11 protein-coding genes are annotated in these 13,533 nt (G+C 66.9%); 9 read left to right on the top strand and 2 right to left on the bottom strand.

Annotated features, from left to right (window positions below; all coding sequences use genetic code 11):
• Nucleotides 1-96: 96 nt before the first annotated feature.
• The gene (locus FHW85_RS02560) at nt 97-1,164 is read right to left on the bottom strand and encodes a LacI family DNA-binding transcriptional regulator (protein ID WP_168647210.1); all 1,068 of its coding nucleotides are present in this window, start codon (nt 1,162-1,164) and stop codon (nt 97-99) included.
• 345 nt (nt 1,165-1,509) lie between these two features.
• On the opposite strand from FHW85_RS02560, the gene FHW85_RS02555 reads away from it, so the two are divergent.
• From FHW85_RS02555 to FHW85_RS02520, 8 genes are read left to right on the top strand one after another with little or no spacing between them, the layout of a single operon-like run.
• Complete coding sequence (locus FHW85_RS02555; RefSeq protein WP_168647209.1) at nt 1,510-2,706, top strand: Gfo/Idh/MocA family oxidoreductase; 1,197 nt, start codon at nt 1,510-1,512, stop codon at nt 2,704-2,706.
• A complete protein-coding gene (locus tag FHW85_RS02550; protein WP_167256997.1) occupies nt 2,706-3,908 on the top strand; it encodes a nucleoside permease in 1,203 nt (400 codons plus the stop codon). The genes FHW85_RS02555 and FHW85_RS02550 overlap by 1 nt, the downstream gene beginning before the upstream one ends.
• 49 nt (nt 3,909-3,957) lie before the next feature.
• On the top strand, nt 3,958-4,839 hold the full coding sequence (locus FHW85_RS02545; protein ID WP_167256996.1) for a sugar phosphate isomerase/epimerase: 882 nt from the start codon (nt 3,958-3,960) through the stop codon (nt 4,837-4,839).
• A 37-nt stretch (nt 4,840-4,876) separates the two neighbouring features.
• Nucleotides 4,877-6,574 (top strand): GMC family oxidoreductase, encoded by a 1,698-nt coding sequence (locus FHW85_RS02540; RefSeq protein WP_167256862.1) that lies wholly within the window; start codon nt 4,877-4,879, stop codon nt 6,572-6,574.
• 11 nt (nt 6,575-6,585) lie between these two features.
• A complete protein-coding gene (locus FHW85_RS02535) occupies nt 6,586-7,176 on the top strand; it encodes a gluconate 2-dehydrogenase subunit 3 family protein (RefSeq protein WP_167256861.1) in 591 nt (196 codons plus the stop codon).
• A 3-nt stretch (nt 7,177-7,179) separates the two neighbouring features.
• Nucleotides 7,180-8,235, top strand: coding sequence for a sugar phosphate isomerase/epimerase (locus FHW85_RS02530; protein ID WP_167256860.1), 1,056 nt, complete (start codon nt 7,180-7,182; stop codon nt 8,233-8,235).
• The gene (locus FHW85_RS02525; RefSeq protein ID WP_168647208.1) at nt 8,232-9,125 is read left to right on the top strand and encodes a TIM barrel protein; all 894 of its coding nucleotides are present in this window, start codon (nt 8,232-8,234) and stop codon (nt 9,123-9,125) included. Before FHW85_RS02530 ends, FHW85_RS02525 begins: the two co-directional genes overlap by 4 nt.
• Before the next feature lie 19 nt (nt 9,126-9,144).
• A complete protein-coding gene (locus tag FHW85_RS02520) occupies nt 9,145-9,927 on the top strand; it encodes a DUF1080 domain-containing protein (RefSeq protein WP_168647207.1) in 783 nt (260 codons plus the stop codon).
• Nucleotides 9,928-9,974: 47 nt separating this feature from the next.
• Here the strand turns inward: FHW85_RS02520 and FHW85_RS02515 are convergent, their stop codons facing one another.
• Entirely contained in the window at nt 9,975-11,933 is a 1,959-nt protein-coding gene (locus tag FHW85_RS02515) for a peptide-N4-asparagine amidase (RefSeq protein WP_167256857.1), read from the bottom strand.
• Between the two features lie 406 nt (nt 11,934-12,339).
• On the opposite strand from FHW85_RS02515, the gene FHW85_RS02510 reads away from it, so the two are divergent.
• A complete protein-coding gene (locus tag FHW85_RS02510) occupies nt 12,340-13,524 on the top strand; it encodes a phosphatidylinositol-specific phospholipase C1-like protein (RefSeq protein ID WP_167256856.1) in 1,185 nt (394 codons plus the stop codon).
• Nucleotides 13,525-13,533: the final 9 nt, after the last annotated feature.

The raw sequence follows: 13,533 nt of genomic DNA, 5'->3' as shown, positions 1-13,533 counted from the left end.
GGCCCGAAGGGCTGGCTGCTGATGCAGCCAGTAACCCCAACATCGCAACCTTCAAGCGTTCCGTATTGTTGGGGTTCGCCTGCGGCTCACCCCAACCTACGCCGGTCGCCGCGGCGCCGTCGAACCGCGCACCACCAGGTCCGCCGACAGCACGCGCTTGCGCGGCGGCACCTCGGCGTCGCTGAGCAGTTCCAGCATCATGCTCATCGCCTCGCGCCCCAGCGCGTTCTTCGGCTGCGCCACCGTAGTGAGCGGCGGCGAGGTGTAGCGGGCGAAGCGGATGTCGTCGAAGCCGACCACCGACACGTCGTCCGGCACGCTCAGTCCATGCGAGCTGAGCGCGCGCATGGCGCCGATGGCCATTTCGTCGTTGGAGCAGAACAGCGCGGTGAACGATTGCCCCTGTGCCAGCAACTGCTCGACCGCGCGCTCGCCGGCCTCGATCGAGAAATCGCCGGTCACGATCAAACCCGGATGCACCGGCAGCTTCGCGCGCTGCAAGGCCAGCCGGTAACCCTGCTCGCGGTCCACGCAGATGGGGCTGGACGGCGGGCCCGCGACGAAGGCGATCTCGCGGTGTCCCAGCATGGCCAGGTAATCCACCGCCACGCCCGCCGCCGCGACGTTGTCGATGTAAACGCTGGAAATCTGTCCGTCCTTGACGTACTCGCAGGCATTGACCACCGGCTGGCGGCCCTGGATCGGAATCGCCGGCACGCGCGGCGACATGGTGATGATGCCGTCGGCGCGGCGCGCCGCGACCATGTCGGCATAGGCCTGCTCGCGCACCACGCTGCCCTGGGTTTCGCCAAGCAAAACCGAATAGCCGTTCTCGTGCGCCACCTGTTCGATGCCGCGGATCACTTCGGAGAAAAAGGGGTTGGCGATGTCCGGCAGCAGCGCCACGATCAACCGGGTGCGCGCGGTGCGCAGGTTGCGCGCCAGGGCGTTCGGCGTGTAGCCGAGGCGCTTGACCACTTCGTGGATGCGCTGGCGCGTGGCCTCGCTGACCACCTCCGGCCGCTGCAATGCGCGCGACACGGTGGCCACCGACACTTTGGCGATGGCGGCGATCTCCTTGACCGTACTGACGCGGGCCGGCGGCGCCTCGGCTGCCGCGCCCTTGCCGTCTTTGCGTCCGCCCTTCGATCCCTTGCCGCTCACGAATGCCGGACTCCCATGCCGCCGATTGGTGCGGGACGATAGCACCCCCGCGCAAGCCGGCAAGCGCCCTGCCAAGGCTCGGGCCGCCGCTCATGCTGCGCCGCAATGTAATGGATTACATGAAATCGTTGCATCGGCATTTCCAAGTCTGTTACATACCAGCGCAGTTTTTTCGCGGTCTTGCCGCTTCCCACTTGCGTGGCTTGCATCGCACTTTTCCCGGTTGTGCCTTGGAAGTCCAGTCCGCATGCGGATGTAATCGAATACATTTTCGATGGTAGCGATACCTCGGAGGGGGAACATGCCTAGCCAGTCCACAGCGACCAGCGACGACAGGATGTGCCGATGAAGCGTCTCGGCATGGGTCTGGTCGGCCCCGGCTTTATCGCCGCCCATCACCTGGATGCGGTGCGCCGCCTGGGCGACGTCGACGTCGTCGGCATCGCCGGCTCCAGTCCCGAATCGACGCAGAAGCGTGCCCGCGAACTGGGCGTCGACCGCGCCTATGCCGGCTACCGCGAACTGCTGGCCGATCCGGCCGTGCAGGTGGTGCACAACACCACGCCCAATCATCTGCATCGCGAGATCTCGCTGGCGGCACTGCAGGCCGGCAAGCACGTGATCTCCGACAAGCCGCTGGCCAGCAGCCTGGAAGAAAGCCGCGAGCTGCACGAAGCCGCGCGCAAGGCCGGCGTGGCCCACGTGGTCACCTTCAATTACCGCGGCTACCCGCTGATCCAGCAGGCCCGCGCGATGATCGCCAAGGGCAAGCTCGGCGCGCAGGTGTTCGTGCACGGCTGCTATCTGCAGGACTGGCTCACCGACGAGCGCGCCTATTCGTGGCGGCTCGATCCCAAGCGCGGCGGCGCCAGCTCCGCGCTGGGCGATATCGGCTCGCATTGGTGCGACCTGGCCGAGCATGTCACCGGCGCGCGCATCGTCGCCGTGCTGGCCGACCTGCATACCGCGGTGCCAGTGCGCGAGGTGCCGGCCGCCTCGCCCAAGGCTTTCGCCAAGGCGGCGAAATCCGCCCCGCGCAAGAAGATCAGGATCGCCAGCGAAGATCTCGCCAGCGTGCTGCTGCGCTTCGACAACGGCGCGCGCGGCTGCGTCACCATCGGCCAGGTGCTGCCCGGCCACAAGAATGACCTGCGCCTGGAGGTCAGCGGCCGCGAGGCGTCGCTGGCCTGGCGGCAGGAGCAGCCGAACGATTTGTGGGTCGGCCATCACAACCAGCCGAACACCGTGCTGACGCGCGATCCCGCCCTGCTCGATGCGGCCGCGCGTCCGTATGCGCACCTGCCTGCCGGCCATCCGGAAGCCTGGCCCGATGCGTTCCGCAACCTGATCGCCGATGCCTATGCCTGGATCCGCCAGGGCGGCGCGCCGGCGAAGAAGCCGTCCGCCCTGCCCACCTTCGCGGACGGCTACCGCAACAGCCTGCTGGTCGACGCCATGCTGAAAAGCCACGCCGCGGGCGGCGTGTGGCAAGACGTCGAAGACCTGACCGCAACACCACGCAAAAGGGGAGCACGGGGATGATGAAGTGGCGCCTTAGGTTGATGATGCTGTTCGAGTACGCGATCTGGGGCGCCTGGTATGTCACCGTCGGCACCTGGCTGGGCCAGACCCTGCACTTCAGCGGCAAGGAGATCGGCGCGGTGGCCGGCACCACCGCGATCGGCGCGATGATCTCGCCGCTGTTCGTCGGCCTGCTCGCCGACCGCCTGTTCGACACGCGCCGCGTGCTCGCCGCCTTGCATCTGCTCGGCGCCGTGCTGCTGGTGTTCGCCGCGAAGCAGACCTCGTTCGCGCTGCTCTACGGCACCCTGCTCGCCTACAGCCTGTGCTACATGCCGACGCTGGCGCTGACCACTTCGCTGGCGATGCGCCACATCAGCGACCCACAGGAAGAATTCGGCGGCATCCGCGTGCTCGGCACCATCGGCTGGATCCTGGTCGGCCTGGCCGTCGGCGCCTGGGGCGTCGAAGCCACCGCCTCGCCGCTGCACCTGGCTGCGGTACTGTCGGTGGTGACGGCGCTGTACTGCCTCACCCTGCCGCCCACGCCGCCGCTGGCGCGCAACCAGCGCTTCGAAATCCGCCACGCCTTGCCGCTGGAATCGCTGCACCTGCTGCGCGACCGCTCGATGGCGGTGTTCGCGCTGGCGTCCTTCCTGATCTGCATCCCGCTGCAGTTCTACTACGCGTTCACCAATCTGTTCCTCAACGAAGTGGGCGTGGTCAACGCGGCCGGCAAGATGACCGGCGGACAGATGTCCGAGATCCTGTGCATGCTGTTGATCCCCTGGTTCTTCCGCCGCCTGGGCGTGAAGTACATGCTGGCGGTGGGCATGCTGGCCTGGGTGCTGCGCTATGCGATGTTCGCTTTCGGCGCGCCGGGCGAGCTGATGTGGATGCTGTGGCTGGGCATCGTGCTGCATGGCATCTGCTTCGATTTCTTCTTCGTGGTCGGCCAGATCTATATCGACCGCGAAGCGCCCACCGCCTTGCGCGCGGCGACGCAGGGCCTGATCACCTTCCTTACCTATGGCCTGGGCATGTTCGTCGGCTCGTGGCTGTCGGGCGTGGTGGTCGATGCCTATGCCACGCCAGGCGCGCACGACTGGCGCTCGATCTGGCTGATCGCCGGCGGCTGCGCCTTCGCCGTGCTGGTGCTGTTCGTACTCGCCTTCAAGGACCGCAGGAGCGCTGTCGGCCAGCCCGCTGCGGTCACGCACTGACGCCCCATCTCCCAAGCTACCCACCGGCCGCCCCGAGAGAATCCATATGATGATGAATCGCAGGCAGTTCCTCGCTCGATCCGCCATGTTCGGCGCCGCGGCATGGCTTGCCGCCAGCCCTTCCGGCCGGCTGCTCGCCGCCGGCGCGCAGGGCAAGGCGCTCGGCATCCAGCTGTACATGGTGCTGAAGTCGTACCAGGCCGATCCGCTCGGCACGCTCAAGACGCTCAAGAGCATCGGCTACAGCGAGATCGAGGCGATCGTCACCACCACCGCCGCCACCCTGCGCGACCAGTTGAAAGAGGCTGGCCTCGGCTGTCCCAGCATGCACTTCGACAGCCTCGGTTTCGATCCGGGCATCGAAGCCGCGCACACCCTGGGCGCGAAGTTCATCGTCAGCAGCATGCTGCCGTCGATCATGCAGAAGGAAGCCGGCGCCCATGCGCCCGAGCCCACGTATTCGCTGGACGAGGCCAAGCGCACCGCCGAATACGCCAACCGCCTGGGCGAGAAAGCGAAGAAAGCCGGCCTTCAATACGCGTATCACAACCACCACCGCGAGTTCACCGACGTCGGCGGCGGCCAGACCTTCTACGACGTGCTTCTGAAGGAAACCGACCACCAGCTGGTGCATTTCGAACTGGACTGCGGCTGGGTGCACGTGGGCGGCAAGAATCCCGCCGACTACTTCAAGGCCAACCCCGGCCGCATCGCGCTGATGCACGCCAAGGATTTCCTGCCCGGCGCGGGCGGCAAGGATTTCCCCGGCGCGGAACTGGGCCGCGGCACGCTCGACTACAAGCCGATCATGGCCGCCGCGGACCGTTCGGGCCTCAAGCACTGCTTCGTCGAACAGGAAGGGCCGTTCAGCCGCATGAGCGACCTCGAGGCCGCGCGTATCGACTACGCCTACCTCAAGCCGCTGCGCTGAACCTCACGTCCCCACCTTCTGCTCCATAGGGAAACACATGGACAACAAGCACGTATACGACGCCATCGTCGTCGGCACCGGCGTCAGCGGCGGCTGGGCCGCGAAAGAACTGACCGAGAAAGGCCTCAAGACCCTGGTGCTGGACCGCGGCCCCATGGTCAAGCACGGCGACTACCCCACCGCGATGAAAGCGCCGTGGGAACTGCCCTACGGCGACGAGCCGACGCGGCACGATATCGAGCGCCACCCGATCCACACGCGACCTTCCTTTTACGGCATCACGCAGTCGACCAAGCATTGGTTCGTCGACGACATCGACAACCCCTACGAGGAAACCCGTCCGTTCGACTGGTTCCGCGGCTATCACGTCGGCGGCCGCTCGCTGATGTGGGGACGCCAGAGCTACCGCCTCAGCCCCATGGACCTGGAAGCGAACGGCAAGGAAGGCGTGGGCGTGGACTGGCCGATCCGCTATGACGACATCGCGCCGTGGTACGACTACGTCGAGCATTTCATCGGCGTCAGCGGCTCGATCGAGCACCTGCCGCAGCTGCCGGACGGCGACTTCCTGCCGCCGATGGAACTGACCTGCGTGGAGAAGGACTTCCGCGACAAGATCGCCGGCAAGTTCGGCGGCCGCAAGCTGATCATCGGCCGCACCGCCAATCTTTCCGCGCCGCTGAAGCACGACAAGAGCCCGCAGCGCGCCCCCTGCCAATACCGCAACCTGTGCATGCGCGGCTGCCCGTTCGGCGCCTACTTCAGCAGCAACTCCTCCACCCTGCCCGCGGCGGAGAAGACCGGCAACATGACCATGGTGACCAATGCCATCGTCTACGAGCTGATCTACGACAACGACAAGGGCAAGGCCACCGGCGTGCGCGTGCTGGATGCCGAGACCGGCCACCAGACCGAGTACTTCGCCAAGGTCATCTTCATGTGCGCCTCGACCTTCGGCACCACGCACATCCTGCTCAACTCCACCTCCAGCCGCTTCCCCAACGGCTTCGGCAACGACAGCGGCGAGCTGGGCCACAACATCATGGACCACCTGTTCGGCAGCGGCGCGCGCGCCATGGTCGATGGCTACGACGACCGCTACTACTCCGGCCGCCGCCCCAACGGCTTCTATATCCCGCGCTACCGCAACGTCGGCAGCGACAAGAGCAGCTTCCTGCGCGGCTACGGCTACCAGGGCGGCGCCAGCCGCCAGGACTGGACGCGCCTGGTCAACACGCCGCTGATCGGCGGCGATCTCAAGCGCGCCGCGCAGACGCCCGGCCCGTGGAGCATCTCGATGATGGGCTTCGGCGAGATGCTGCCCTCGCATCGCAACAAGGTGACGCTGGACCGCAACCGCAAGGACAAGTACGGCCTGCCCGTACTCAACTTCGACGCGGCGCACGAGGAGAACGAGCTGGCGCTCGGCAAGGCGATCGTCGACGACGCGCTGGAAATGATGAGCGCCGCCGGCTACCGCGACGTGCGTTCGTTCAAGGTCCAGGCGAACGTCGGCGCCGGCATCCACGAGATGGGCACGGCGCGCATGGGCCGCGACCCGAAGACCTCGGTGCTCAACGGCTGGAACCAGATGCACGCCTGCAAGAACGTCTACGTCACCGACGGTTCGTTCATGGCCTCCTCCGGCTGCCAGAACCCCTCCCTCACCTACATGGCGATGACCGCGCGCGCGGCCAGCCATGCGGTGGAAGAACTCAAGCGCGGCAATATCTAAGGAGAGCCCCCATGAATCGTCGCGAATGGTTGAAAAGCATGACCACGCTGGCCGTCGGCGTGGCCGCCGCGCCCTCGCTGCTGGCCGTGTTCGACGCGCATGCCGCCGCGCAGAAAGGCGGTCCGGCGCCGCAGTTCTTCACCCCGCCGCAGCACGACACGGTGACCGCCGTGGTGGACATCATCGTGCCGCGCACCGACACGCCCGGCGCCGTGGATGCCGGGGTGCCGCGCTTCATCGACCAGATGTTCAAGGACGTCTATACGCCGGAGGAGCAGAAGCGCTACCTCACCGCCATGGCGGCGTTCGAGAAGCAAAGCGGCAAGCCGTTCGCCCAGCTCGACGCCAAGCAGCGCCTGGCGCTGGTGACCAAGCTGCACGAGCAGGCGCTGATCAAGGGCAAGGACCTCGATCCGGAATCCGCGGCGGCATTCGTGCTGATGACCAAGCGGCTGGCGACGTCGGGCTTCTTCATCTCCCAGCCCGGCTGCACGCAAGTGATGCAGTACGTGCCGGTGCCCGGCGCCTACCACGGCGATATCCCGCTGTCCGAAGCGGGCAATGGCCGCGCCTGGGCGGTCGAGACCGTGCTGAGGATCTGACGCATGAAGACTCTCAAAGGCCCCGGCATTTTTCTCGCGCAGTACGCGGGCGATGCCGAGCCGTTCAACTCGCTGCCGGCGATCGCGCGCTGGGCCGCGTCGCTCGGCTTCGTCGGCGTGCAGATTCCTTCCAACGACAAGCGCCTGTTCGACCTGGAACAGGCCGCGTCGAGCAAGACTTACTGCGACGACGTGGCCGGCATGCTGGCCGAGCACGGGCTTGCGGTGACCGAGCTGTCCACGCATCTGCAAGGCCAGCTGGTCGCTTCGCATCCTGCTTACGACCGCCAGTTCGACGGCTTCGCGCCGCCGGAATTGCGCGGCAAGACCAAGGAACGCCAGGCCTGGGCCGTCGAGCAGCTGAAGCTGGCCGCCAAGGCCAGCCGCAACCTTGGCCTGAGCGCGCATGCGACTTTCTCCGGCGCGCTGGCCTGGCATCTGTTCTATCCCTGGCCGCAGCGTCCCGCCGGCCTGGTGGAAGAAGCGTTCGCGGAACTGGGCCGGCGCTGGCGTCCCATCCTGGATGCCTTCGACGAAGCGGGCGTCGACGTCTGCTACGAACTGCACCCCGGCGAAGACCTGCACGACGGCGTCACCTTCGAGCGTTTCCTCGAAGCGGTGGACAACCATCCGCGCGCCAACATCCTGTACGACCCCAGCCACATGGTGCTGCAGCAGCTGGACTATCTGCAGTTCATCGACTTCTACCACCAGCGCATTCGCGCCTTCCACGTGAAGGATGCGGAGTTCCGCCCGAACGGCCGTGCCGGCGTCTACGGCGGCTACCAGAGCTGGATCGACCGCCCCGGCCGCTTCCGCTCGCTGGGCGACGGGCAGATCGATTTCACCGCGGTGTTCAGCAAGATGGCGCAGTACGGCTATCCCGGCTGGGCCGTGCTGGAATGGGAGTGCTGCATCAAGGACGCCCAGCAGGGCGCGCAGGAAGGCGCGGTCTTCATCCGCGAGCACATCATCAAGGTCACCGGGCGCGCATTCGACGATTTCGCCGCGACCGGCGCCGACCGCCACTTCAACCGCCAACTGCTGGGACTCGAATGAGCCACTCGCCAGGCATTACCCGCCGCGCCATGCTCGGCCAGCTCGCCGCCGCCGCGGCCTTCGGCGCCACCGCGGCGCTGGCTCCCGCCGAGAGCGCATCCGCCGCGCCGCAGAAGAGCGGCCCCGGCCGCCTCAAGCAATCGCTGAGCCGCTGGACGTCCAAGGCGCCGCTGCCGGAACTGTGCAAGCGCCTCAAGAGCCTGGGCTTCGCCGGCGTGGACCTGCTGTATGCGGACGAATGGGCCGTGGTCAACGACAGCGGCCTGAAGGTGACGATGGGCTATCCGGCCAAACGCGACAACTTCATCAGCATGGGTTTCAACGACCCGGCCAATCACGCCACCTTGCTGAAGGAGCTGGAGACCACCATTCCGCTTGCGCAGAAGGCCGGCATCAGCAACGTGATCACCATGTTCGGCAACCGCGTGCCCGGCATCGACGAAAACCAGGCGCGCGACAACTGCATCGCCGGCCTGTCCAGGATCGCACCGCTGGCGGCCGAGCACGGCGTCACCCTGTGCGTGGAACTGCTCAACAGCAAGGTCGATCACCACGGCTACCAGGGCGACAGCACGCGCTTCGGCGTCGAGGTGATGAAAGGCATCGGCTCGCCCAACGTGAAGCTGCTGTACGACATCTACCATATGCAGATCATGGAAGGCGACGTGATCCGCACCATCCGCGACAACATCCAGTGGATCGGCCATTTCCACACAGGCGGCGTGCCGGGGCGCCACGAGATCGACGGCACGCAGGAGCTGAACTACCACGCCGTGGCCAAGGCGATCGCCGACCTCGACTACCAGGGCTATATCGCGCACGAGTTCATGCCGGCCGGCCCCGATCCGTTCGCTGCCTTCGCCGACGCCTACAAGATCTGCACCGTCTGATCGCCTACGGGACCCGCTTATGACGCCGCGCCTCGCTCTCGCCCTCCTCCCCTTCGCACTCGCCGCCGGTGTGGCATCGGCGCAGACCACGCCGCCGGCCGGCGATCCCAAGGCCACCGAGCAATGGGAACCGGTGCCGCCGGTGGTGACGCCGGGCCAGCGCGATGCTGCGCCGCCCTCCGACGCCATCGTGCTGTTCGACGGCCATAACCTCGAGCAGTGGGAAGCCTCGAAAGACCACTCGCCCGCGCACTGGAAAGTCCACGACGGCGTGGCCAGGGTGGACAAGACCACGGGCAATATCCAGACCAAGCGCCGCTTCAAGAACTACCAGCTGCATCTGGAATGGCAGGTGCCGAAGAACATCAGCGGCGAAGGCCAGGCGCGCGGCAACAGCGGTGTGTTCACGGCTTCGACCGGGCCCGGCGACGAAGGCTACGAAATCCAGATTCTCGATTCGTACCGCAACAAGACCTACGTCAACGGCCAGGCGGCCGCGGTCTACAAGCAGGCGGCGCCGCTGGCCAACGCCATGCGCCCGCCGGGCGAGTGGCAGGCCTACGACATCGTGTGGACCGCGCCCGTGTTCGCCGCCGACGGCAGCGTGCAATCGCCCGCCTATGTGACGGTGTTCCACAACGGCGTGATCGTGCAGAACCACACCAAGCTCACCGGCGAGACGCTGTACATCGGCAAGCCGGTGTACAAGCCGTACACCGACGCGCCGATCAAGCTGCAGGCGCATGGCGATCCGTCGGCGCCGATCAGCTTCCGCAATATCTGGGTGCGGCCGCTCGACTGAACGCCGCAGGTTGGGGGAACCCCAACCTGCCCTTACGGGTGGCTCGATCAGGGATAAGGCAGCCACCCCAGCGGCGCCGGCGAACCATCCGGCCGGCTCTGCCACGACAGGCGGTTCTGGCCGTCCGTGCAATTCGCGCCGGTCTCCCACGTCGCCAGCTTGCCGTCGCGCGTGGTCAGCATCGCGTCGTAGCAGCTGCCGGCCGAGTCGTTGAAGCGATAGGTCTGCCAGCCGCCCTGGTCGTTGACCTTGGTGAACACGCGGTACGGGAACAGGCCGGTGGTGACGTCCAGTTCCGCGCCGGTGAGGTTCTGCGTCACCGCGCTGTAGACCGTATTGCCGTTGGCGCGGCGCACCAGCTGCAGGCCGACGTCCTGGCGGTAGCGCCTGATCTCGCGTTCCACCGTGGGGTCGTGCCACAGATAGTAGAAGCTGGACATCGGATAGCCGTAGTTGGTGATGTGCTCGTCCGCCAGCACGCCATTCAAATAGGTGCGCGTCTTGCCGGTCTCGGTGCTGTGCAGGGTGATGCTCTTCTGCAGCACCTTGCGCTGCAATGGCGCCACCGGCTCGGCGGGTACGCTGAACTCCTGGGTGTTGTCGAAGCCGACCCAGCGCTCCACCCGGTGGCGGATGCGCCCCTTGGACCCGTTCACATAGCCATCGATCACGAAATGCCGGCTCAGCGTGGTGGCGACGCTGCCGCTGAGATTGCCCTGCCGGTCGCGCACCACCGTGCTGCGCTGCTTCGGCACCGCCGGCTGCCCGGCCAGGTCGTTGCGGGTCAGCATGCCGGTCACCTGTTTCACCCGGCGGTCCTGGTAGACCAGCAGGGTCGCCGAAGCCCATGCGCCAGCCAGCGGATTATTGGTCAGGCCAGGCACGCTGTTGCTGGCGATGCGCACCGAGACGGTATGCGGCGCGCCATTGCTGAGCAGCGCGGCGAACGGGCTCAGGTCGATGCGATGGGGCACGTTCAACAGCTCCTGCGGCTGCGACGCCGGCCGCCACAAGGCCGCGTCGCCCTCGTCCAGGCTGGGATAAGCCGGATACAGCGGCACCACGCCGGCCGGCTGCTGGTCGATGCTCACCTCCGCCTCGCGGAAAGCGCCGCCGATGCAGTGCGCGGCGAAGCTGTGCTGCGCATCCAGCAGCAGGCGCGGGAACACCACGGCCAGCGGCGCCGGCAGGCAGCTGTACCAGGCGTCGTGGGGTACCACGTGGCCTTGCGTCGAGCCCGTGGCCGGCACGTAGTGATAGGTGGACGGCCGCACGATCACGTCGAGATAGGCGCGCTCGATATTGCGCGGCAGCGTCTGCTGGCGAAACACATTGAAGCTGGCGGCAAGGCGGTCCGACGTTCCGCGCAGGTCGGCCAGGGCGCCGGTCGCGTAATAGTTGCCGTCCCTGTAGTTGCCGGCCCCGAGCGGGAACACCGCATCGGGCACGGCGGGCGCCGGCTCGGCGACGGTGGCCGGATAGAACTTCAAGGTGGCGATGCCGGCGAAGTACGGGGCGGGCACATAGGCCTCCTGCCCTGTGCCGATCATCCAATTGCCCTCCAGGGCCGGCGCTCCGTCGCGGTAGGCCAGTACGGGTAGATAGTCGGTGACGTCGCGCTCCGTATGTCCGCAATAGAGCTCGAAGCAAGGCTGCATCTGCACGTGGTTGCCGGCCAGCGCGACGTTGCCGGAATACAGGTTCACGCCGCTCAGCCACAGGTTCAGCGGCAAGGCCAGGCCCTGCTCCTCCTGGTCGTCGGTGAGCACGAAATCCATCTCCAGCACCACCTTCGCCCACGGCCCCTTGCCGCAGGACTGCGACGAATAGTCGAAGTTGCCGCTGCCCACGCCGTTGGTGGTCATGCGCACTAGTTCCACGCTGCAGGGACGGCTGGACGGACGCGGCACCGGCGGATCGGCGCGCACCAGGAAATCGGTGCCCGGCGTCGGCGCATCGGCCGCGGCACACGCATTCCAGGTGAGACAGGCAAGCAGGACGGACACGGCGACGCGACCGGTAATTCCGGGGAACATGACGACCTCCAGGTGGCTCCCCCCTGCGCCGGCGATGGTAAGAAACGCATTCCGGGAAAAGCGTGATAGGCACCGCAGCCAGGCGCGCCGCCGCGTTCACGCACGGCTTGTCAGTCACGCGAAAGTTGGCGTTGCTTTTGTGCTGCCTGGCTTGCGTGACCATCGACACACACCGGTCATGACTTTGATCGACGGCCTTGCCAGGACGACAGCCGCGTCGTTCGGACGTCCAAACGCAAGCAAAAGACTTCACACGGCCGTCACCTGATTGCAAAACGCCTGTTTCTAAAATCCCCGGCTTGGATCGATCCAATCCACCCTGGCGTCAAGCTGCGCTCCCCGGCGCGGCCGCGTCCTTCCATCCATGAGCACCGCCATGTCCGCAACGCGTCCCGCACCCGAGCTGCGCCATTCCCCTGCCCGCGCCTGGCGTGGCCTCGACGTGCTGGCCATCGCCACGCATGCCTGCGCGGCGCTGCTGGCCCTGGCCGCGGTGCTGCCCTCGCTCGCCGCCGAATCCGCGCCGCTGCGCATGAACCAGCTGCAGTACATCGGCAGCCACAACAGCTACCACGCCGGCCTCGCACCGGGCGAAGCGGCGATATGGAAGCGCACGGATCCGGCGCTGTTCGCCAGGATCGACTACGCGCATCCACCGCTGGCGAAGCAGCTGGACGACGGCGTGCGCCAGATCGAGCTGGACATCTACGCCGACGCCAAGGGCGGCCGCTATGCGCATCCGGCCATTGCCGAGCAGGTGGCGAAGGCGGGACTGCCGGCGGACCCGCCGTTCGCCGATGCGGAGGCGATGCGCCGCCCCGGCTTCAAGGTCATGCATATCCAGGACCTGGACCAGCGCGCCACCTGCCAGCCCCTGGTCGCCTGCCTGCGCGAAGTGCGCGCCTGGTCGCAGGCGCATCCGCGGCACCTGCCGCTGTTCGTGCTGCTGGAGACCGAGGAGGCGCCGCTCAAGCTGCCCTTCCCCACCGTGCAGCCCGAGCCGTTCGACACCACGGCGCTGGATGCATTGGATGCGGAAATCCGCGCGGTGTTCGCGCGCCAGGAATACATCGCGCCCGACGACGTGCGCGGCCACTTCGCCACCCTCAACGCCGCCATCCGCGCGCAGGGCTGGCCGACGCTGGACAGCGCACGCGGCAGGATCGTGTTCCTGCTCGACCAGCGCCACGTCGGCCCGGCGTATCTGCAAGGCCACGCCTCGCTGCGCGGCCGCGTGCTGTTCACCAACGCCAGGCCCGGCGACGACGATGCCGCCTTTACCGAACTCAATGACGGCAGCGCCGAAGAGATCGCGCAGCTGGTCAAGCAGGGCTATCTGGTGCGCACCCGCACCGATGCCGACCTGCAGGAAGCGCAGCGCAACGACACCAGGCGCCGCGACGCCATGCTGGCCAGCGGCGCGCAACTGCTGAGCACCGATTACCCGGACGGCGAAGCGGCTGCCAATGGCTACGTCGTCGGCTTCGCCAGGCACCTGCGCGCACGCTGCAATCCGCAGTTTCCCGAGGCGCGCTGCAGCGACGCGGACCTCAAGCCCTGAACGCCGTAT

It is taken from the genome of Dyella sp. SG609 (assembly GCF_012275375.1).
In the GTDB taxonomy this organism is placed as follows: Bacteria; Pseudomonadota; Gammaproteobacteria; order Xanthomonadales; family Rhodanobacteraceae; genus Dyella_D; species Dyella_D marensis.
The sequence above is the reverse complement of the archived record's forward strand: the minus strand, read 5'-3'. Positions and strand labels throughout refer to the sequence as shown.